Annotated in this window: 16 protein-coding genes and 1 pseudogene; 13 read left to right on the top strand and 4 right to left on the bottom strand. The window is 62.0% G+C overall.

Going from position 1 to position 22058, the window contains the following annotated elements; all coding sequences use genetic code 11:
* Nucleotides 1-321 precede the first annotated feature (321 nt).
* Nucleotides 322-1818 carry an ATPase domain-containing protein gene (locus tag FHR27_RS16530; RefSeq protein WP_179539097.1) on the top strand — a complete coding sequence of 499 codons (1497 nt, stop codon included), beginning with the start codon at nt 322-324 and terminating at the stop codon, nt 1816-1818.
* Entirely contained in the window at nt 1811-3925 is a 2115-nt protein-coding gene (locus FHR27_RS16525) for an ATP-binding protein (protein WP_179539096.1), read from the top strand. The genes FHR27_RS16530 and FHR27_RS16525 overlap by 8 nt, the downstream gene beginning before the upstream one ends.
* Before the next feature lie 24 nt (nt 3926-3949).
* On the opposite strand, the gene FHR27_RS16520 is transcribed toward FHR27_RS16525, so the two are convergent.
* Complete coding sequence (locus tag FHR27_RS16520; RefSeq protein ID WP_042556376.1) at nt 3950-4582, bottom strand: TetR/AcrR family transcriptional regulator; 633 nt, start codon at nt 4580-4582, stop codon at nt 3950-3952.
* Nucleotides 4583-4654: 72 nt separating this feature from the next.
* On the opposite strand from FHR27_RS16520, the gene FHR27_RS16515 reads away from it, so the two are divergent.
* The 3 genes from FHR27_RS16515 to FHR27_RS16505 all read left to right on the top strand — a co-directional run bounded on the left by FHR27_RS16515 (nt 4655) and on the right by FHR27_RS16505 (nt 7049).
* On the top strand, nt 4655-5521 hold the full coding sequence (locus FHR27_RS16515) for an aldo/keto reductase family oxidoreductase (protein WP_179539095.1): 867 nt from the start codon (nt 4655-4657) through the stop codon (nt 5519-5521).
* 172 nt (nt 5522-5693) lie between these two features.
* Nucleotides 5694-6698: a TerC family protein gene (locus tag FHR27_RS16510; protein WP_042556378.1), complete on the top strand. Its 1005-nt coding sequence runs from the start codon at nt 5694-5696 to the stop codon at nt 6696-6698.
* Nucleotides 6699-6749: 51 nt separating this feature from the next.
* Nucleotides 6750-7049 carry a hypothetical protein gene (locus FHR27_RS16505; protein WP_042556379.1) on the top strand — a complete coding sequence of 100 codons (300 nt, stop codon included), beginning with the start codon at nt 6750-6752 and terminating at the stop codon, nt 7047-7049.
* A gap of 157 nt (nt 7050-7206) precedes the next feature.
* Here the strand turns inward: FHR27_RS16505 and ftrA are convergent.
* Nucleotides 7207-8178, bottom strand: a pseudogene (gene ftrA / locus FHR27_RS16500) (transcriptional regulator FtrA).
* A gap of 96 nt (nt 8179-8274) precedes the next feature.
* On the opposite strand from ftrA, the gene FHR27_RS16495 reads away from it, so the two are divergent.
* Both FHR27_RS16495 and FHR27_RS16490 read left to right on the top strand, forming a co-directional pair.
* Nucleotides 8275-8715: a rhodanese-like domain-containing protein gene (locus FHR27_RS16495; RefSeq protein WP_179539094.1), complete on the top strand. Its 441-nt coding sequence runs from the start codon at nt 8275-8277 to the stop codon at nt 8713-8715.
* A complete protein-coding gene (locus FHR27_RS16490) occupies nt 8703-9206 on the top strand; it encodes a GNAT family N-acetyltransferase (protein ID WP_257026926.1) in 504 nt (167 codons plus the stop codon). Before FHR27_RS16495 ends, FHR27_RS16490 begins: the two co-directional genes overlap by 13 nt.
* Before the next feature lie 167 nt (nt 9207-9373).
* Here the strand turns inward: FHR27_RS16490 and FHR27_RS16485 are convergent, their stop codons facing one another.
* Together FHR27_RS16485 and FHR27_RS16480 are read right to left on the bottom strand one after the other, a co-directional pair.
* The gene (locus FHR27_RS16485) at nt 9374-10738 is read right to left on the bottom strand and encodes an MFS transporter (RefSeq protein WP_042556383.1); all 1365 of its coding nucleotides are present in this window, start codon (nt 10736-10738) and stop codon (nt 9374-9376) included.
* A gap of 202 nt (nt 10739-10940) precedes the next feature.
* Nucleotides 10941-11966 carry a LacI family DNA-binding transcriptional regulator gene (locus FHR27_RS16480; RefSeq protein ID WP_179539093.1) on the bottom strand — a complete coding sequence of 342 codons (1026 nt, stop codon included), beginning with the start codon at nt 11964-11966 and terminating at the stop codon, nt 10941-10943.
* A gap of 436 nt (nt 11967-12402) precedes the next feature.
* On the opposite strand from FHR27_RS16480, the gene FHR27_RS16475 reads away from it, so the two are divergent.
* The 6 genes from FHR27_RS16475 to FHR27_RS16450 all read left to right on the top strand — a co-directional run bounded on the left by FHR27_RS16475 (nt 12403) and on the right by FHR27_RS16450 (nt 22033).
* Nucleotides 12403-13098: a tRNA (adenine(22)-N(1))-methyltransferase gene (locus tag FHR27_RS16475; protein ID WP_306456092.1), complete on the top strand. Its 696-nt coding sequence runs from the start codon at nt 12403-12405 to the stop codon at nt 13096-13098.
* Nucleotides 13099-13249: 151 nt separating this feature from the next.
* The gene (locus tag FHR27_RS16470; RefSeq protein ID WP_179539091.1) at nt 13250-13678 is read left to right on the top strand and encodes a hypothetical protein; all 429 of its coding nucleotides are present in this window, start codon (nt 13250-13252) and stop codon (nt 13676-13678) included.
* Between the two features lie 294 nt (nt 13679-13972).
* On the top strand, nt 13973-15445 hold the full coding sequence (locus FHR27_RS16465; RefSeq protein WP_042556387.1) for an inorganic phosphate transporter: 1473 nt from the start codon (nt 13973-13975) through the stop codon (nt 15443-15445).
* 245 nt (nt 15446-15690) lie between these two features.
* The gene (locus tag FHR27_RS16460; RefSeq protein ID WP_042556388.1) at nt 15691-16629 is read left to right on the top strand and encodes a helix-turn-helix transcriptional regulator; all 939 of its coding nucleotides are present in this window, start codon (nt 15691-15693) and stop codon (nt 16627-16629) included.
* 220 nt (nt 16630-16849) lie between these two features.
* Nucleotides 16850-18463, top strand: coding sequence for a GMC family oxidoreductase (locus tag FHR27_RS16455; protein WP_179539090.1), 1614 nt, complete (start codon nt 16850-16852; stop codon nt 18461-18463).
* 288 nt (nt 18464-18751) lie between these two features.
* A complete protein-coding gene (locus FHR27_RS16450; protein ID WP_179539089.1) occupies nt 18752-22033 on the top strand; it encodes a hypothetical protein in 3282 nt (1093 codons plus the stop codon).
* The last annotated feature ends 25 nt before the right edge of the window (nt 22034-22058 follow it).

Here is a 22058-nt window from a genome sequence, read left to right as displayed (position 1 = left end):
CTGGCAGCAATTACAGCCTGAAAATCGGCTTTGTATACTGATCCTTCTCAGATACTTCCGTGCAAAAACTTGTTTTCGAATGACGTGCAGGCTTCAGCGGCAGCCTGTCGTCTTGTCTCCATATTAAATCTGTTGGGCTTTGTATAGATTGCAGCGGTCACATCTTCGTGGAGGCCGTTCGCGACTCATAGTGTTCTGAACAAGCCGTGCCGAACTGCACCTGTATCCGAGCTGGAATCGACCGGCCGGCATACCGCATACGCCCATGTTTAGACAAGCCGACTCCCCTAACCATCCGGCGGGGCACTTCTGGAGTGGAAAATGGTAGAGATTAGGCCGGTTGTATCGACAGGGAATGCGGGTTTCGATGCCGTGTTGAAGGGCGGTTTGCCCAGCAATCGTTTGTATTTGCTCGAAGGCACTCCCGGCGCCGGGAAAACCACGCTGGGCTTGCAGTTTCTGCTGGAGGGCGTCGCCGCTGGCGAGCCGGTTCTGTACATCACGCTGTCGGAAACCAGCGAAGAGCTGGATAGCGTCGCCAAATCCCATGGCTGGACGCTGGAAGGCATCGACCTGTTCGAGTTCTCCTCCACCGAAGAGGTGCTGGGCGAGGACTACGAGCAATCGATCCTCCACCCCTGGGAGGCCGAACTCGGCGGCACCATCAAGCTGATTCAGCAGCGCGTGGATCAACTGCGCCCCAAGCGTCTGGTGTTCGACAGCCTCTCGGAGATGCGCCTGCTCGCTCAGGACCCGCTGCGTTATCGGCGCCAGGTGCTGGCGCTGAAACAATTCTTCGCCGGCCGCGACATCACCGTCCTGTTGGTCGATGACCTGACCACCATCAGCGGCGAGCGCGACAACCACTTGCACAGCCTTTGCCATGGCGTGGTCACCCTCGAGCGCCTGACCCTCGAATTCGGTGCTGCGCGCCGTCGCCTGCAGGTACAGAAGCTGCGTGGTGTCGACTTCACCGCAGGCTTTCACGACTTCACCATCCGCAAGGGGGGCCTGGAAGTCTATCCGCGCCTGATCGCCGCCAAGCACAATACCGACTATGCCAACGAGCCGGTCAAGAGTGGCGTGCAGGAACTGGACGACCTGCTGGTCGGTGGGCCGATCCGTGGCACCAGCACCCTGGTCACGGGGCCAGCGGGTTCGGGCAAGACGACCCTGGCACTGGTGTATCTGGCCGCGGCCTGTGCCCGGGGCGAGAACTGCACGATCTACGAGTTCGACGAACGTATCGGCACGCTGCTGGCGCGCGCCGACTGCATGGGGCTGCAACTCAGCCATTACGTGGCGACCGGCCAGTTGGTCATTCAGCAGATCGACCCCGCCGAGATTTCACCGGGTGAGTTCGCCTGGCGCGTACGTACCGAAGTGGAGGTGCGCGGCAGTTCGCTGCTGGTGGTGGACAGCCTGAATGGCTACATGGCCGCCATGCCGCAAGAGCAGCAACTGATCCTGCAGATGCACGAGTTGATGTCCTACCTCAGCCAGCAGGGCGTGGTGACCTTCCTGATCAATCCGCAGCACGGCTTGATGGGCTCGATGTCCACCAACCTCAACGTTTCCTATGTGGCGGACTCGGTGATCCTGATCCGCTTCTTCGAAGCCAAGGGCCGCCTGCGCAAAGCCATTTCGGTGATGAAGCACCGTGGCGGCGCCCATGAAGACACCATTCGTGAGCTCAGAATCGACTCTCAGGGCGTTCGGGTCGGTGAGCCGCTGACCAACTTCCGTGGGGTGTTGACCGGTACGCCGGAGTATCACGGCGCCGAGCAGCCGCTGATGGAAGAACGACCACGTGTCTGATGACCTGAGCGCAGAGAGCCGACATTTACTCATCTGCGCGCCCTTCAAGGGCGATGGTTTGAGCCTGAGCAAGCTGTTCGGTACGGGCTATCCGGTGCACGTGCATGATCGTCTGACCTCTCTGATCAGCGCAGTTGGCGATCAGGCCGGGGTGGTGGTCATCACCGAAGAAGCCTTGGTCGGTGACGTCTCGCCGCTGGGGCGTGCTCTGGAAGAGCAGCCAGCCTGGTCGGAGATTCCGATCATTCTTCTGGCCTCCAACAAAGGCCGCACCGGCCGCGCCACGGAGGCTGCCCGGCTGCGCTTGCCAGCCGCTGCAGGGCATGTGCTGGTACTCGAGCGGCCACTGAGCTCCGCGTCGCTGATCAGCGCGGTTGCTGCCGCCTGGCGTTCCCGCGAGCGGCAGTTCGACATGCGTGACCGCCTGGCCGAATTGGCCGAAGAGCGCTCGCGCATGCACACGCTGCTGGAGAACATCCCCGTTGGTGTGTGCTTCATGGACAGTGACGGCAAATCGCTGGTCAGCAACCCGCGCTATCGGCGCTGCGTACCCGATGACGTCATTCCCTCCCGGAGCCCGACGCGCTTGAACCGCTGGGTTGGCCACGATGAGCACGGCAACCTGCTCGCGCCCAACATGTTTCCCGGGGCGCGGGCTCTGCGGGGGGAGCCGGTAGCCGGTCTCGACTTCAGCTACCAGACCGATGATGGCGACGAGTCCTGGATGAGGGTCAGCGCCATCCCGCTCTACGACGAAAGCCAGCACCTGATCGGTGCCGCTTCGGTCATTCTCGACATCAACGAGGAGAAGCGCTCGCAGCAATCGCTCAGGCGCTTCAACGAAGAGCTGGAAATTCAGGTCAGGGCACGTACCCAGGCCCTCAATGCCGCTGTCGAGAAGCTGAAACTGGAGAGCGACGAGCGCGCCCGTGCCGAAGAACAGTTACGCCAGTCCCTGAAGATGGAAGCGGTCGGGCAGCTCACCGGCGGCATCGCTCACGACTTCAACAACATGCTCACCGGTGTGATGAGTGCCATGGAGCTCATGAAGCTGCGCCTGGCCAAGGGCAAGCTCGATGGCGTCGAGCGCTTCATGGATGCCGCCTACTCATCGGCCCAGCGCGCCGCCTCCCTGACCCAGCGCCTGCTGGCGTTCTCGCGGCGACAATCACTGGATTCCAAACCTTTGTCGGTCAACGGCTTGATTCTCTTGCTTCACGAACTGCTGCAACGCACCGTGACCGAGCAGGTGAGCGTGCAGCTCGATCTGTGCGAGAACGATCCGTGGGTATGCGCCGACACCAATCAACTGGAAAACGCGCTGCTCAACCTGGTGATCAATGGCCGTGACGCCATGCCTCGGGGCGGCACCCTGACGATCAGAACCCGAGCCAGCAACGCGACTCTGGAGCCCGCGAGGGAGGGCGGCTTTGGCGAGGCCGGGCATGTCTGCATCGATGTCAGCGACACCGGTGTCGGCATTCCCGAACACCTGCTCAACAAGGTTTTCGAACCCTTCTTCACCACCAAACCCATTGGCCAGGGCACTGGCCTGGGGCTGTCGATGGTCTATGGCTTCGCCAAGCAGAGTGACGGCCGGCTCGCCATCGACAGCGTCGAGAACAAGGGCACCACCGTGTCCATCTGCCTGCCGGTGAGCGATAGCCATAGCCTGCCGGCACAGATCCCCGGTGAGATGGCGGTAGCCGGCAAGGGGCAGACCATTCTGCTGGTCGAGGACGACGACTCGGTGCGCCTGATCAATCAGGCCGCACTGGTCGAACTCGGCTATCGGGTGGTGGTGGCGCGCGAAGCCGAAGAAGCACTGGCGCAGCTGAGTAACCTGCCCAGCCTCGATCTGCTGGTCACCGACGTCGGCCTGCCGGGCATGAATGGCAGACAGCTCGCCGAAGTCGTGCAGCAACTCAAGCCCGGCCTGCCCGTCCTGTTCCTGACCGGCTACGCCGAGGGCGCCATGAAGCGTGAAGACTTCCTCGGCCCGCACATGCACCTGCTGACCAAGCCCGTATCCCTGGAAGCACTGGCCAGCCGGATCGACCTGATGCTGGGCGAGCAGGGCGCAGGCGGTCCGCGCGAGGTGGATTAGCGCCCCAGCTGGCCGTTTCAGCGTTCACGCTGGATATCGATGCGCCTGCAGATAGGCCTTGAGCAGCAGCGTGGCCTGCGGCTCGATAGCGGTTTCGAAGCTGGCAGGCGCATTGCCTTCCAACAGAGAACGAACCGGGCCGGCGAGGGCGCTCAACGCGATTGAAGCGGTCAGCGTCGGGTCTGCGAAATGTGCGTCAGGCGCCGTCTTCAGCATGGCGGCAAAGGCCGCCACCATGCGCGTATTGATCCGTGCAACAAGCTCGGCCCCACCTCGTTCGGCTGCAATCGCATACAGCGCTTTAGAGACCGTCGGGTCGCGCAGTTTGACGGCCAGGTATGCCGAGACCAGACCTGCAGCCATATCGCCAACCGGCTTGCCCTGAAGCGCGATACAGGCCGACTCGGCGGCATCCACCACTTCCAGCAAATGCTTTTCAAGCACGGCGGCGAGCAGTGCATCGCGGTTCGGGTAGTACTGATAAAGGCTGCCCACCGACATGCCGGCGCGCTCGGCCACCCGGGTCGTGGTGCAGCGGATCAGGCCCTGTTGTGTCAAAACCTGAAGGGTGGCGGTGTGCAGAGCCGCGACAGTGGCAGCCGATCTGGCTTGAACCGCTGATTTTCTTGGCTTTAGCGATGCGGTTGGGTTGCTCATGGAATGCGAATTCTAAAACCTGAAGGATCCTTCATATCATAGTTCTCCCCCAGCGAAGCAAGAGCGATCGATATGAGCAGCGCAGACAACAGCGGCACTTTCATTCTCGGCGACCGTGAGGTGAATCGAGTCGGCTATGGCGCCATGCAGTTGGCCGGCCCCGGCGTATTCGGCCCACCCAAGGACCGGGTTGCCGCGCTTGCCGTATTGCGTAAAGCCGTCGCAGCCGGCGTGAACCACATCGACACCAGCGATTACTACGGGCCGCACGTCACCAACCAGATCATCCGCGAAGCCCTGCATCCCTACAGAGATGAGCTCACCATCGTCACCAAGATCGGTGCTCGTCGCGATGGCCAGGGTGCGTGGCTGCCTGCGGTGTCAAAGGCGGAGCTGACCCAGGCCGTGCATGACAACCTGCGCAATCTTGGTGTGGACGTACTCGATGTGGTGAATTTCCGTGCGATGCACGGCCCGATGGGGCCGGCGGAGGGCTGCATCGCCGAGCCGCTGGAAGCCATCGCGGAGCTTCAGCAGCAAGGGCTGCTGCGTCATGTCGGCATCAGCAACGTCACGCCGACGCAGCTGGCGCAAGCACGCAGTATCGTCAGCGTGGTTTGCGTTCAGAACCACTACAACATCGCTCATCAGCACGATAACGCGATGATCGACGAGCTGGCTCGCGATGGCATTGCCTATGTGCCGTTCTTCCCGCTCGGCGGATTCTCACCCGTGCAGTCTTCCACGCTGTCGAGCGTTGCACAGCGCCTTGGCGTAACGCCCATGCAACTGGCGTTGGCCTGGCTGCGGCGTCGCTCCGCGAACATCCTGCTGATCCCCGGGACCTCATCGCTCACCCATCTGCGTGAAAACCTCGCAGTGGGCGGGTTGCAGCTGTCGGACGAGACATTGGCAGAGTTGAACGCCATCGCGGATTGATCTTGCGAGCGCCGCTCAGGTGTCGATGCGCTTGAGATAATTTGCAATGAGTCGGCACTTGAGTGCGCCGTTGCGCCTGATAAATTGGCGCGGCGACACCGGGCCCCTCTGACAGCTGAAAAGCTGCCATGTCGGAGTTGCAGTTTGTACAACTCTGACTTAGGAGGGGCTTATGAGCACCCTAGAACCGTTTCTGATGGCCGAGTTCCTCGGCACTGCCACCTGGTTGTGGCTCATCTTCATCACCATCGTCATCAGCCTGCTGGTCTTCGACCTCGGGGTGCTTCACCGTGAGCACCGCGAAATCGGCGTCAAGGAAAGCCTCTTGCTGTCCGGCGGCTACATCACCGCAGGCCTGCTGTTCGGCCTGTGGGTCTGGCACATGAAGGGCGCCGCTTCCGGTATGGATTTCTATACCGGTTTCCTGATCGAGAAATCGCTGTCCATGGACAACGTGTTTCTCATGGCGATGATCTTCAGCTTCCTGGCCATCCCGCGTAAGTACCAGCACGAGGTGCTGTTCTGGGGCATCCTCGGGGTGATCGTGCTGCGCGCGATCATGATCGGTCTGGGCGCCGCGCTGATCGCCGAGTTCAGCTGGATCCTCTACGTGTTCGGCGCCTTCCTGCTGCTGACCGGCGTGAAGATGCTGTTCAGCAAGGTCGACGATCACCCGGACCTGGCCGAGAACAGCATGGTGAAATTCCTGCGCAAGCACATGCGCGTCACCGACCGTCTGCACGAGGGCCGCTTCTTCGTGCGTCAGCCGGATGAGAAGGGCCGTATGGTGCGCTGGGCCACGCCGCTGTTCCTGGCGCTGGTGCTGATCGAGTGTGCCGACCTGGTGTTCGCGATCGACAGCGTGCCGGCGATCTTCGCCATCACCCAGGACCCGTTCATCGTCTACACCTCGAACATCTTCGCGATCCTGGGGCTGCGCGCGCTGTACTTCGCCCTGGCGGCGATGATCCATCGCTTCGCCTACCTCAAGTACGCCCTGGCTCTGGTGCTGGTGTTCATCGGCGCGAAGATCTTCCTGGTCGGCATCATCGGCAAGACGCCGCCGGTGATCTCGCTGAGCGTCACGCTCGGCCTGCTGATCGGTGGCGTGCTGCTGTCGCTGTGGAAAACCCGCAACGACCCGCCTGCCGTCGAAGCCGAAACGCCCCGTCAGTAACGTTCTTGTGCCCCGGCTTGCCGGGGCCTTCATCACCTCTGGAGATGACCCATGAATCCATCACCCATCGCTGCGCTGGTTCTGGTAGCCGTGATCGGTCTGACCACGGCGGGTTGCGATGTCGCCGAAGAGTCGGCGCAGAAACTCACCGACAAGGCCGAGCAGGCCGTGCAGGACATCGCCCGCGAAGCGGTCAGCGACACCCTCAACGCCTTCAACGAGCAGATCGATCAGGTGCAGAAATCCACCAGCGAACTGCTCGGCCAACCCGAGGATGAAGCAGGCAAGGACCAACCCGAACGCGACGCCGAGAAGCCGTCGCCTTCCTTCAAGGAGGGTGTCGAGACCTGAGTCGGGCTCCATTTTCGTACTGCTGAAACCGCACAGGGCAAGGGCCGGTATCTACCTCAGGGTAATGCCGGTCGCTTGCCCTGTTGCGTTCTCGCTGCGCCATGACACAGGCGGCTGCGCTTCATCGCTGCACCCGTTGTGCGGTTCTGCGCCCGCTTCAATCGTGGCCTTGGCGCTGGCCAAAGCGTTCCCGATAGAACGAGGGCGCCAGGCCGACCACCTTTCGAAACGCCACCCGAAAACTTTCCACCGAACTGAAACCACAGCGCTCAGCGATCTGCTCGCTGTTCAGGCCGGTGCTTTCCAGAAGTGCTCGGGCCTGTGCCATGCGCATGTGCTGCAGCCAGCTCTTGGGTGAGAGGCCGGTGGCTTCGCTGAAACGGCGCAAGAAGGTACGTTCACTCATCAGGGCTCTGGTCGCCAATTGCTTGATCGAGAGGGGCTCGTGCAAATGCTGCCGTGCCCATTCCAGCACCGCAGAGAGATCGTCCCTGGGAGCCTGCGCGACCGGCGCGGGAATGAATTGCGCCTGTCCGCCCGAGCGCTGTGGCGCCATCACCAGGCGGCGTGCCACCGAGTTGGCGATGTGAGCGCCGTAATCGCGCTCGACCAGATGCAGGCATGCGTCGATACCCGCGGCGCTGCCTGCGGATGTGATCACCTGCCCGCTGTCCACATAGAGCACCGAGGGATCGACGTCGATGGCCGGGAAGCGCTGCGCGAGTTCATCGGTGTAGCGCCAGTGGGTGGTAGCACGCTTACCGTCCAGTAGCCCTGCTGCGGCCAGCACGAAGACACCGGAACAGATCGACAACAGACGGGCGCCTCTCGCGTGTGCGGCTTGCAGCGCTTACAGCAGGGCGGGCGGTGGCGGCTCATCACGGCTGCGCCAGCCGGGAACGATGATCGTGCGCGCCGTGTTCAGCGCCTCGAGGCCAGCGTCGGCAGTGACCTGGATGCCGCCCAGTGCGCGCATGGGACCATTGTCCACGGCGACGATGCAGTGGCGGTACCAGGCGAAGTCGAACTCGGGGCGAGGCAGGCCGAAGATCTCCACGGCTATGCCGAATTCGAACGTGCACAGGCCGTCATAGGCGAGAACGGCAACCAGACCAGGGGCTTCATGCATTTGGCGGAAAACTACCAGTTGATGTCTATTTGGCCACTGTAGCGCTGTTCGCGGCATCTCTACAGTGGTGGCTCTTTCCGCCATCGAGTAATCAGTATGTCCAGCCTCGTCAGTGAAACGCCTGCCGCCGAGCCAGCCGTAGCGCTCGCGCATTTCAGCCGCCGTCTGAGTGTCGAAACCGACTGTTCCGATGTCCACCAAAGCCAGCAGGCCGGTGAGGTGGATTACCTGCTGGTCGACGTACGCAACCCACAGGCATTCGCCACCAGCCACGTTCCCGGCGCTATCAATATTCCCAGCCGCGAGATCACGGCCGAGCGGATGGCCGATTTTCCCGCTGAGACGTTGTTCGTCGTTTACTGCGCCGGCCCCCACTGCAATGGCGTGCACCGTGCTGCGGTGCGCCTGGCGAGCCTGGGGTATGCCGTTAAGGAAATGATCGGTGGAGTCACCGGCTGGCTCGACGAAGGGTTGCCGCTGGCCGGGACGCACCCCGAGCGCAGCGGCAATGCCGACGTCACCTCATGCGCATGTTGAGCGATGGCTGCCGGGTACGTCCGGCCACCGTGGCCGACGTTCCGCTGCTGCTCGAGTTGATGCGTGCCCTGGCCGTTTTCGAGGGCTACATCGATGAGTTTCGTGTCGATGAGCCCGCCTTGTTGGCCCGTGCCTTCGGGGCCAACCCGCAGTGCCAGGTGTTCGTCGCCGAACAGCAGGGGCAATTGCTGGGGTACGCCGTGGTGCTGGAAATTGCCTTTACCTTCGATCTACGTCCCACGTTGCTGTTGAAGGAGCTGTACGTCGCCGAGGGGCGGCGCGGCAGTGGCTTGGGGGAGGCCCTGCTGCAACAGGTCGCCCGCTTCGCGCTGAGCATCGACGCCGGACGTTTGAAGTGGGATGTCCTGACGGGTAACGCCCGTGCCGAAGCCTTTTACCAGCGCCTGGGAGGCATACCTGAGCGCAAATGGATGGGCTACCGGATGGACGTGCCTGAACTCGAACAACTGGCTCTGGCGAGTGACGCCTGAGCGACGCACCACTGTGCCGTTGCCTGGCGTTGAGCGAAGCGATACCCGGAGTTTTGTTCTCGAGTATCGCTTCGCTGTGCAGAGTGCTCCGTGAGAGGTCGTCATGGCCGTTCGAGTGCGAGCCCAGGTTGGGGCTCCACTGCGCCACGCACAGCGAACGGCGACCGTTAGCGAGCCGCTTCGGTTGTGGCTTCGGGGGCCTCGGCAGTGTTTTCAGGCTTGAGGCCCTTCAGCTCGAAGCGCTTGATCTCCCCTACGATCACCAGGTAGCTGAAGGCGGCGACGAACGCATTGGCGCCGATGAATACCAGTGCGAGTTTGAAAGAGCCCGTTGCTGCGATGATGTAGCCGATGACGATCGGGGTGGTGATGGACGCGAGGTTGCCGATGGTATTGAAGAGCCCACCGGAGAGTCCCGCAATCTGTTTGGGGGACGTGTCGGAGACCACCGCCCAGCCGAGTGCACCCACCCCTTTGCCGAAGAACGCCAAGGCCATGAACGAGACGACCATCCAGTCCGTATCGACGTAGTTGCAGATGATCATGCTCATGGACAGCATCATGCCTGCGACGATTGGAACTTTGCGCGCGACGCTCAGGGAGTTGCCGCGTCGCAGGAGTGCGTCCGAAATGACGCCGCCAAGCACGCCGCCGATAAATCCGCATATCGCTGGAAGCGAAGCGATGATGCCGGCCTTGAGAATGGTCATTCCTCGCTCTTGAACGAGATAGACGGGGAACCAGGTCAGGAAGAAATACGTCAGGGTGGTGATGCAATACTGGCCCAGGTAGACCCCGGCCATCATGCGGTTCTTCAGTAGCTGCAGGATGTAGCCGAACTTGGGGCCGGAGTCCTGTTTCTTGCCCGCGGCATCGAGATCCACCAGGCCGCCATTTTCGGCGATGTACTGGATCTCGGCGGCGTTCGCCAGAGGATGGTCTTTCGGATTGTGGATCACGTACATCCAGATTATCGAGAACACGATTCCCAGTGCTCCCATCACCACGAAGACGTGCTGCCAGCCGTACGTGTAGACGATCCAGCCCATGATCGGAGCGAACAGAACCGTCGCGAAATATTGAGCTGAGTTGAAAATGGCGGATGCCGTGCCGCGCTCCTTGGTCGGAAACCAGGCGGCGACGATACGGGCGTTACCCGGGAAGGAGGGGGCTTCGGCAAGGCCCACCATGAAGCGCAGCAGGAACAGAACGGCGACCGCGCTGGCAACGCCGAACACGCCGATGTAGCCCTGCATGAGCGTGAACAGCGACCAGAGGAAGATGCTGCCCGCGTAGACGCGCTTCGAGCCGAAGCGATCGAGCAACCATCCGCCAGGGATCTGCCCCAGCACATAGGCCCAACCAAAGGCGGAGAAGATGTAACCCAGCTCGATCGCATCGATGCCGAGATCTTTTTGCAGGCTTGAGCCTGCGATCGAAATCGTCGCCCGGTCTGCATAGTTGATCGTGGTCACGAGGAAAAGCATGAGCAGGATCAAATAGCGGGCGCGAGTCTTCTTGACTGCTTGCATGAAAGAACTCCGACGTTTGTTTTTATGGTTCGGTGCATTCCGTCGACTGTTAACGTTAACAGCTAACGTTAACAGTCTATGATGTTAACGTTATCATTGGCTACCGCTGAAATAGATCTTTTAGTGAGGGGCTGATGGGGTGGTTATGAAAAAAGGGTTGGTGGGGCAGTGAGGTGCTCGATGGAGGGATGCTTCATTGGGATCAGGTGCTGCCGCGCTCGATGATCTCGAATCCGGTGTCGATCTGATTATCGCCCTTCACACCATCAAGGCGGCGCAAGAGCGCCTCGGCGACCTGATACCCCATCTCCTGAGCATTCACGCTGACCGTCGAAAGCGCCGGGTAGGCGAACTGGCCGTTGGTGATGTTGCCGAAGCCCAGAACGGCGAGGTCGTCAGGCACGGAGATTCCATGGCTCGCGGCCTCGGCCAGTACGCCGAGCGCGACCGTGTCGGAGCTGCAGAAGACGATCTCTGGGTGCATACCGTCATTCAGCAGCTTCGCCAGGCCCGCTCGCCCGACTTCCCAGGTGGCCTCCGTCGCGAAGATCTCCTGATGAACGTCGCCAATGTTCAGCTCGTGCAGGCGCGAGATCAAACTGCGGCAACGGCGCATGGCGCGGGGATCATCGATCCCGACTACCGCCCATCGTCGATAGCCCTTGGCGTGGAAGTGATCGGCCACGGCGACGCCGACCTTTTCATGGGAAAAGCCAACCTGGGTATCCAGCAGGTCATCGCTCAGGTCCCATGCTTCGACGACGGGAATGCCAATCGAGGCGAGACGCGAGCGGATCTGAGCAGTGTGCAGGGTGCCGGTAAGAACAATGCCGTCCGGTCGTCTGCCCAGGATCGCGTCGAGAAGGATCTCTTCATTCTCCGGCGAATAACCCGTTGGCCCGACCAGTGACTGATAGCCAAATGCGGAAAGCCTGTTGATGATCGACTGCACGGCAATCGAGTAAATCGAGTTGGCGATGGTTGGCAGCAGAATGGATACGAGCCGGCTCTTTCTGGTGGCTAGCGCCCCTGCCATGATATTCGGCACGTAGCCCATGGAACGGACGATTTCGAGTACATGCTCTCGCGTGACCTCGTTCACCAGTTCTGGGCGTTTGATCGCGCGCGACACCGTCATCACCGAGACACCGGCCTTCAGCGCCACATCCTTGATGGTGACAGGGCTTTCTGCGGAGTTGCCGTCATTTCTTCCTGATTTGCGCGCCACTTGGCTCTCTTAACACCGAACATTTGCATGGATAAGTATGAATGCCCAGGCGCGTTTTTACTATGTGCAGCATCGCGCAGACTTCAAGATCATGTGTCGAATTTCCCAGAGCGCTGGGTGCATATGTCGATAACTTTCAGGAACTGGATTCGCGGCGAGCGTGCCGTTCGAGCCCGGCGTGGAGGCCCGATGCGTGTTCAGTTCTCAGTACGGCTGTTTGCGATAGCCGTGAGATCGACGACATAGCCAGGGGCGAGCGAAGCGATGCTCGGGAGTGTGATCCCGGCCATCGCTTTGCTCAGCCCGAGCGATGGGGCTGCACTCGTTTGCCCCCTGATGCGCGTCGTCGGGATTTGCCATGTATGCCATTGCCCGACAGAATCGCGCGCCGAGCCGGCGCAACCTGCCTGGCGGCCGTGGTGAAAAGAGGTTGGAGTTGAACGAGCGAAGCTTGTCCGAGCGTCTCGAACGCGTGGCGGCGCATATGCCGGTCGGCGCGCGGCTGGCCGACATCGGCTCGGACCACGGCTACCTGCCCGTGGCGCTGATGAACCGTGGCGTCATCGACGCCGCGGTGGCTGGCGAGGTGGCCATGACTCCGTTTCTGGCTGCCGAGCGCACCGTGGACGAGAACCAACTGGGCGCGCGCATCAGCGTGCGCCTGGCCAGTGGCTTGGCAGCGATCGAGCCGGCAGATGGCATCACGGTGGTCAGCCTCTGCGGCATGGGCGGTGAGACCATTCGCGACATTCTCGAACGCGACAAGAACCGTCTGAGCGGCGAGGAGCGCCTGATCCTGCAGCCCAACGGCGGCGAGCAGCCGCTGCGCCAATGGCTGATGGAAAACGGCTACCGCATCCTCCACGAAGAGCTGCTGCGGGAACACCGCTTCTACTACGAAATCATCGTCGCCGAGCGTACCGGGCCGGTTTCGTACAGCGCCGAGGAACTGTATTTCGGGCCCCTGCAACTGCGCGAGCGCAGCCCCGTATTCCTGGCCAAGTGGCAACGCCTGCTGCAGTTGAAGCGCCAGACCCTGGCCAACTTCGCCCAGGCACGGCAGCAGGTGGCCGATGAGAGGGTGCAGTCGCTCGCCCAGCAGATCCGATGGATCACCGAGCTGCTGGCATGACCTTGAGAAGGATCCTTGGCGATGGTCATCGACGACTGGAGGCCGGCGCGATTTTGTGCAGTCGGTCATCAGGCAACAGGGCAAAGTCGGTAGCATATCGGGCCCGATAGCGACGGCAGTCCCCTCCATACGCAGCTCGTTGAATGGGCTGATGGACGGTTTCACCTGGCAAGGACACGCGATGACATTCCGCCCGTTTCAGCTCGAGCCGAAAGACCTCGCTCTTCTCTTCTATGTGCTGAGTCTGCTGCTGCCAGCCATCAGGCAGCACCACGAAAGGCTCGAGGTCCCGCCGGTCGTCTATGGCTGGGAAGTCTTGCTGACCGGCGCGTTGGCGATACCCGATGGGGGCATCGCATGGCTGGCGAACGTAGCCTTCGCTGTCGCCTACTTATCCACAAAGCCTGGGCGCGTGCGCGTTTGTTCGGCTGCGGCGATCGCGCTGGGGCTGACCTCGTTCACCTACAGCGGTATCTGGAATGATGGTGACGGAAGGATTTCGATCACCGGGTACAGCTATGGCTTCTATGTGTGGATGCTTGCCTTCATCTGGCTGCCGTTGTCGCGGTTGGTCAGGTAGCCATCCGGGCATCGCGGCGCTCAACGACGGGCCACTGGGCCGCAATGCACCCTGGCGAATAGCCTCGCATGGGCGCCCCGAGCCACCCGGCGAGCCTCGGCCCGATCGGTGGTGATGGATAAAAAATACGGATTCTTTACGCTCTCGTGACGTTTATAAGTCGATTTCTGGACAAATCCCGTCGATAATTTTCCGGCAGCGGAGGAACTCCGCATCCGCAGAGCGTAAACGGCAGCCGTTCCAGGCTTCATCTGGAATAACCCAGCCCTCTCATTGAGCCAGACCTAAACCCTCATGTTCGAATTATTCAGCGGGCTCGACGCCTGGTTGGCGTTGAGCCTGGCACTCGCCTTGCTCTTCGTCCTCACCTTCGAATTCATCAATGGTTTCCACGATACGGCCAACGCCGTGGCGACGGTCATCTACACGAAAGCCATGCCGCCAAACCTGGCCGTCGTCATGTCGGGCATATTCAACTTCTTCGGTGTCTTGCTCGGTGGCGTGGGGGTGGCTTACGCCATCGTTCACCTGCTGCCGGTCGAGCTGCTGATCAACGTGAATACCTCCCATGGCCTGATCATGGTGTTCTCGCTGCTGGCTGCGGCGATCACCTGGAACCTCGGCACCTGGTACTTCGGCATTCCGGCCTCCAGCTCGCACACGCTGATCGGCTCGATCCTCGGCGTGGGCCTGGCCAATGCGCTGCTCACCGACATTCCGCTCGGTGACGGCGTGAACTGGCAGAAAGCCAGTGATATCGGCCTGTCGCTGATCTTCTCGCCGATTGCCGGTTTCATTGTCGCCGCGCTGCTGTTTCTCGCGCTCAAGCACTGGATGCCGACGCCGAAGGTGCATAGCACGCCGGTCTCGCGCAAGGAAATCAAAGGCAAGAACAAGCCGCCGTTCTGGAACCGCCTGGTACTGATCGTCTCGGCCATGGCGGTGAGCTTCGTGCACGGCTCCAACGATGGTCAGAAGGGCATCGGTCTGATCATGCTGGTGCTGATCGGCATAGTGCCGGCCAAGTTCGTTCTCGACCTGAACAGCACCACCTACCAGATCGAGCGTACCCGCGACGCGGCCATTCACCTGGGCGAGTTCTATCAGCGCAACGCGCCGACCCTGAACGAGTTCCTGGCCCTGGGCAAATCCGGCAACAGCGAACTGCCGAAGCAATTTCGTTGCGATCCGAAACTCACCGAGCTGACCATCACCACGTTGCTCAAGACCCTCGACGGCGTGAAGGACTACCACAGCCTGAGCGAAGAGAAGCGCATCGACATCCGTCGCTACCTGCTCTGCCTGGATGACTCGGCCAAGAAAGTCGGCAAGCTCGAAAACCTGCCAGCTCGCGAGAAGGCCGACCTCGACAAGCTGCGCAAGGACCTGACCGCGACCACCGAGTACGCGCCTTTCTGGGTGATCATCGCCGTGGCCCTGGCCCTGGGGATCGGCACCATGGTCGGCTGGAAGCGCGTGGTGAAAACCGTCGGTGAGAAGATCGGCAAGCAGGGCATGACCTATGCCCAGGGCATGAGCGCGCAGATCACCGCCGCCTGCGCCATCGGGCTGGCCAACGTCTACAGCCTGCCGGTATCCACCACCCATGTGCTGTCATCCGGGGTTGCCGGCACCATGGTCGCCAACCGCAGTGGCCTGCAGGGCAGCACCATCAGCAACATCCTGCTGGCCTGGGTACTTACCTTGCCCACCTCCATGGCGCTGGCAGCAGGTCTGTTCTATGGCGCGACGCTGATCTTCGGCTGATAGCGCTGCTTGCGAGAACGCGGTGCCTGCCGAGCAGGTACCGCGTTTTTTGTTTCTGGGGCCTGTCCACCGGGCCGACTCATCGCTGCCGAGCAAGCCATCTCGCTGCCGTGAAACAGTGCCGTCAGGCCGAATGCACGGTCGCGCCTGGCGAATCGGCGTAGGCTGCTGCCAGCCCGTGCAGCAAGCCGCTTCGGCTGTTCATGGTTCCCGTCAGTACACGCCGAATCGATCAGGTCATTCTCATGACACGCTCACACAACCCGCCCATCGCTTTCCATCTGGGGCCTGATGCCGAGAACGATTGGGCGGCCGCCATGCTCGAACACCACGGGCTGCATTGCCAATTCGATCAGGCGCACATCGCAGGTTCATCTGCGCAAAGCTGGCACCTGGGCGATATCGGGGTGACGCGTGCCGACCTCGTGTCGCTCGCGTTGGTGCCCGCAGGCGAAGATCAGGGCTCATGGCAAGGCCAGTGGCTGTACCTGAAGCTGATGACCGGTGGGCGTGTCGACATCGAACAGGCTGGAAGCACTCACCGGTTTACTGCGGGCAGCATGTTCTTCATCGACCCTGAACGGCGTTTCCACGAGTCGTTTGCCGAGCGTGGGCAAATGACCGTACTGCGCATTCCCAAGGGCATCCTGCGGGAGCGTGGCCTGCGGCACTCGCTGCGCTCGCCGGTCATCACCGATGTGGGCTCGGCGGATACCCGGGCCATCCGTGACCTGATTCACTGCATCGCGCAGCAGCATGTCGCCCCTGGCCCGGCGGTCCGTGACCTGATGGGCCGACAGTTGCTCGACCTGGTCGATAGCATGCTGGGCGGGGCAGGGGACAAAGCCAGGTCGCGCAGTGCCGACGCCGTTCTGTCGAGAGCCCGACGGCATATCCATCTGCATCTGGCAGACCCACGTCTCGACTGCACGGCGGTCGCCGAAGCGGCCCACGTTTCGGTCAAGCACCTGCAACGCTTGTTCAGGGAGCAGAACACCACCCTGATGCGGCAGGTCTGGAGCGTCCGCCTGCAGCATGCGCAGCGGCTGCTGACTTCCACCGCCGGGCGCCCAAGCGTGCAGGATGTGGCCTGGCAATCCGGCTTCGCCACGGCCTCGCATTTCAGTCGTGCCTATCAGGCGCATTTCGGCATCTGCCCTTCGCAGGTCGGCGCGGCCAGGTAAGAACGTCCCGCCACTCGCCTGATCATCGATAGCGCCTCCGGGGCATGCAGCATGCGCCCTGCAGGTAAGGGGCGTACGTCGGTCCCGCTCTAGAATCGATCGGGTCTTCACAGACCGATCCATTCCATGGCCAGCGTCATGACGCCAGCCGCCTCCTTTCGTTGCTCACCTGTTCGGCAGTCGTTCATCGCGTCCGCTGCAACGGTGCATAGGCCCATTCGTGAACAATCATTCCTGTATCGCCGACGAAGCAGACTTCGCTCGTCAGGTTGAAGAGAACCAGTTTCGCCAGCAAACCAACCTTCGCAGCGCATACGATTACATCGTCTGCGGCTCCGGTACTTCGGGCTCGGTGGTTGCCCGGCGTCTGGCGGAAAACCCGGACATCAGGGTGCTGCTGCTCGAGGCAGGCGGCAGCGACGACCTATCCAGCGTCAGCGATGCCGGGGTCTGGTTCACCAACCTGGGCAGTGAGCGCGATTGGCAGTTCGTGGCGCAGCCCAACCCGCACCTGCACGGTCGGCAGATGCCCCTCTCGATGGGCAAGGTGCTCGGCGGGGGCGCCTCGATCAACGTGATGGTCTGGTCCCGTGGGCACAGCAGCGACTGGGACCATTTCGCCAGCGAGTCCGGCGACCCGGCCTGGAACTATCAGTCGACACTGGCCACCTACCGGCGCATCGAGAACTGGCAGGGCGCCCCGGACCCACTGCGTCGAGGCACGGGCGGCCCGGTGTTCGTGCAACCTGCGCCCGACCCCAATCCGGTCGCGCCTGCCATGCTGGCCGCGGCGGCGAAGCTCGGGATGACCGTTTACGACGACCAGAACGGCGCGATGATGGAGGGGCCAGGCGGTGCGGCACTGACCAACGTGTGCCTGAGTGACGGGCGCCGACGCTCGATATTCCGCAGCTACGTGTTCCCGTCGATGGCGCAGCCCAACCTGACGGTACTGACCCACGCACACGTCCTGCGTGTGCTGCTGGAGGGCCAGCGGGCGGTCGGCGTCGAAGTGCTCTACCAAGGCCGGATCATCCACTTCGGAGCTGGTGAGGAGGTGGTGCTGTCGTTGGGAGCGATCAACACGCCCAAGGTGCTCATGCTGTCGGGAATCGGCGATGCGCAGCAGCTTGCCAGGCACTCTATCGAGCCGGTGCAGCACCTGCCGGGTGTCGGCCAGAACTACCAGGACCACATCATGGTTTCCGGTTGCATCTGGGATTACGAACAGGCTCACGCACCGCGCAACAACGCCGGCGAGTCGACGTTCCTGTGGAAAAGCAGCGCCGCGCTCGACGCGCCGGACATCCAGACCTTTCTCGCCGAAATCCCCATCGCGACCCCCGAGGCACAGGCCATGTTCCATCCGCCCGCGGCGGCCTGGTCATTGCTTCCAGGCCTCGTGCGGCCCAAAAGCAGAGGGTCGATCACCCTCACGGGCAGCGGTGCCATGGACCCGCTGAAGATCGACAGCGGCGCGCTCAGCGAACCGGAGGATCTGCAAGCCCTGGTGCGCGCGGTCGAGTTGTGTCGAGAGATCGGCAACAGCGAAACCATGCGCCCCTTCGCAAGACGCGAGGTCATGCCCGGGCCATTGCGCGGTGCTGCGCTCGAGGCATTCGTGCGCAACGCGGCGTCCACCGTGTGGCACCAGTCATGCACGGCGAAGATGGGCACGGATGCCTTGTCGGTGGTCGACGCACAGCTGCGGGTCTACGGCATCCAGCGTCTGCGCATCGCCGATGCTTCGATCATGCCGCGGATCACCACCGGCAACACCATGGCGCCCTGCGTGATCATCGGCGAGCGTCTGGGCAGCCTGCTCACCGCCTAGCCATAGGCGACTCGCAACGCTCTGCAGTGCCGGGCCGAACCGCGGGCGCGCTACCGAATCGCCCTTCAACAGCGCGATCGCCGAGGCGTCATCGTATTTTCATGCGCAGCGGGTTTCATGGTGGGTGTCCCGCTGCCGGTGCGTCTTGACGTTCGGGGCGGGAAGCGGGCGCAGCCTGTGGGCGGCGCCTCCACTTGTACCAGTTCTACCAGTAGCGAGGCTTGCGACCAGCCATGCAAGCACCGGCAGTCACTGTACTTTTCTGGTGTCCCGCAGAAGGATAAAACAATGACCGTCAAGGCTACGAACAACCAAGGCGTCGACGCCAAGGGTGACTCGAACTCCGTCAAGGATTGGGATCAGGCGACCGAACAGGCCAAGCAGGCAGGCATTCGCTGGGAAAAGCCAGCGGACGACAAGCGCTCCGCCAAGGAGATCATCGAGGACAGCCCACTGCTCAAGAACCTGGGTAACCAGAGTGGCGTGAAGGACATGCTCAGGGATCGCGTCGGTGATTTCGAGAACGACCCCGATGCCGCCTTTCGCGCCGCTCAGGTGCTCGAACATATCGAGAAGATAGACAGCAGTGGCAACCGTATCGTCAGCGACAACGTCGATAACGGTCGGGTCGATGGCTTCACCAAGGGCGGCGATGCCAAGCACGGCACCGAAGCCGGCCGGCTGCAGGATTTCGGCAAGTATGGTTTCGACCATCTCGAGGGCAAGCTCAATGACGTGAGCACGGCCGCCGATGACAAGCAAGCCCGTCAGCAGGCCGAAGCCGTCGGCATTCAATGGCAACGCCCCGAGGGTGACGAGCGCTCGGCACAGGACATCATCGACGACAGCCCGCGGCTCAAGAACCTCGGCAACCAGAGTGGCGTGAAGGACATGCTCAAGGAGCGTGTCGGTGATTTCGAGAATGACCCGGATGCCGCCTTCCGTGCCGCCCAGGTGCTCGAACACATCGAAACCCTCGACGGCTCCGGCGACAAGATCGCTGGCAAGGATGTCGGCAATGGCCGCGTCGACGGTTTCACCAAAGGCGGCGATGCCAAGAACGGCACCGAAGCCGGGCGCCTGCAGGACTTCGGCAAGTATGGCTTCTCGCATCTGCAGGGCGAACTGCGCAACCCCACCGCGGCTGCGGACAACAAGGAAGCCAGGGCGCAGGCCGAGCAACTGGGCATCATCTGGGAGCGGCCGAAGAACGACGAGCGCACCGCCCAGGAGATCATCGACGGCGATCCGTTGCTCAAGAACCTCGGCAACCAGAGCGGCATCAAGGACATGCTCAAGGAGCAGGTCGGTGATTTCGAAACCGACGCCGATGCCGCCTACCGCGCCTCCCAGGTGCTCGAGCACATCGAAACCCACGATGCCGACGGCAAGGTGCTCACCGGCGCAGACATCGGCAACGGCAAGATCGACGGTGTGACCAAGAGCGGCGAAGCCAGGCACGGCACCGAAGCCGGGCGCCTGCAGGACTTCGGCAAGCATGGTTTTTCCGCCCTCAAGGGGCCCGAGCCGACAGAGGACAGCAAGATGGATTTAGCCCGTGAAGCCGCCGGGCTGCCACCTGCCAGCGAGCTCGACATCGCCAATCTCGAGACCACCACCGTCGACCCCAAGGACAAGAACGGCAAGCTCACGGTCAGCGAAATGACCTGGCAGAACCTGATGAAGGACTGGAAGGCCGGCATCGACAACGGCAGCATCGGCAAGGATGACGAACGCGCCAAACTCTACAACGCCTTGCGTGCCCAGGCAGCCACCGAGAATGGCCTGGACATGGTCACCCTCGACATCTCCATGGGCAAGAGCACTGCCAAGGCCAATGGCGATGACCTGTCAGCGATCATCGACGGCACGAAGCTCGACGAGCAGATCGGCCAATTGTTCGGCTCGCAAAGCGTGCAGAAGGATTTCAAGGCCCAGCAGGACAAGGCGCTGGATGCCTTGCCCGACAAGGACGGCGTGCGCGAGAAGCTCGAAGACACGGCATTCTCCGAGGAATATTCGCGTTATATCGCCGACCTGAAAGAGAAGGGCCTGGGCGATCTGGCCGAGGCGGACATCGCCAAGACCTACGCGTCCCTGACGGCGTTCGATCCCGACAAGGCCGCGCAGTTCTCGCAGCACATGATGATCGATGCCACCACCATGGACCTCGACAAACTGATGGCCGACCCATCGCTGATCAGCGATGACAACACTGCCCTGGCCACTCAGGACACCATCAAGACACTGCTCACCGCCTTGAAGAAAGGCGGCATCGACATGACCCGCCGCACCGTGGAAACGGAGCGTTTCGTTCAGGAATTTCTCGGCAACAAGCAGACCGCCAAGGCCTTCGGCGATGCCCTGAAGGAACTGGGTGCGACCTTCGCCAAGAATGGCACGGTGACCTCGGCCGACATCGACAAGGTCATGGGCAAGGACGTCTACAAGACCCTGGGCGAGGGCGCTCACGGCAGCATGCTGAAGACCATCACCGAGCTCAACGCCAACGGAGCACTGGGTTCAACTGGTGGCTTGATCTCCCTGGCGTCGGGCATCTACCAACTGGCCGGCAAGGGCGGCACCCTGGCCGATACGCCGGAAGAGCGCCTGGCCATCGCCAAGGACTTCGTCAGTGTGCTGGGCGCCGGCCAGCACTTCGTCAATCTGGGCAGCAACATCTACGACAACATCCGTGGCACCCAGACCAACCAGATGCTCGGCCTGGACAAGTCGCTGCCACAGATATTCGGCAAGGATGCACCCGGCGGCGCCGGGCACAACATGAGCGTGATCCAGGGCGAGGTGAAGAAGCTCTACGAGGACTTCAACAGTGCCGTCGATGCCGCGCCCATCGACAACAAGGAGAAGCTCGCCGAAAAGCTCAACATGTCCGACGAGCAACTCAAGACCATCAACGATGGCTTCCGTGATGGCTTCGCCAAGAACCCCGGGCTCAACGGCAGCACGCCGACCAGCCGTGGTATTTCCGCTTTCCTGCGGATCATGGATGCGGGTGCCAACAGCTTCACGGGTGTTGCCGATCTGGTGCTCGGCGGCCTGAAGATCAAATCCGGGATGGGCAGCAACGACCAGGTCGCCATCGCCCAGGGGGCGATCACCGTGGCTGCTGGCGCCTTCAACGTCGCTGGCGGCGGTGCGCAGATGGCCGCGCTGATGGGCTCCAATGCCGCCAGGGCTCTTGCCGGGCCGTTGTTGTGGGCTGGCGCTGCATTGACCGTGGCGCTGACGCCGTTCCTGATCGTCGAAGACATCAAGCACAGCAACCGCATGGATGCCCACCGTGCCGACCTCGATCAGTTGTTCAAGGACCTGGATACCCAGGGCCTGCTCACCGAGAACGGGCTGCAGCGCTACGAGTTCCTCGACGACTACATGTACAACTATGCCCAGCGGGACGCACCGGATGACCAGAGCATCTTCGAGTACCGCGAAGAGGAATACGCGTTCTACCGTGAGGAAGGTCGCCTGCCGGAAAACGGCTGGGATCACCTGGTGCACGACGACTACAAGGGGGATGGTGCCAACCTCGATACCCAGATGGCGTAAGGCAACCTGACGCCTCTGATCACCC

Source organism: Pseudomonas flavescens, assembly GCF_013408425.1.
In the GTDB taxonomy this organism is placed as follows: domain Bacteria; phylum Pseudomonadota; class Gammaproteobacteria; order Pseudomonadales; family Pseudomonadaceae; genus Aquipseudomonas; species Aquipseudomonas fulva_A.
The sequence above is the reverse complement of the archived record's forward strand: the minus strand, read 5'-3'. Positions and strand labels throughout refer to the sequence as shown.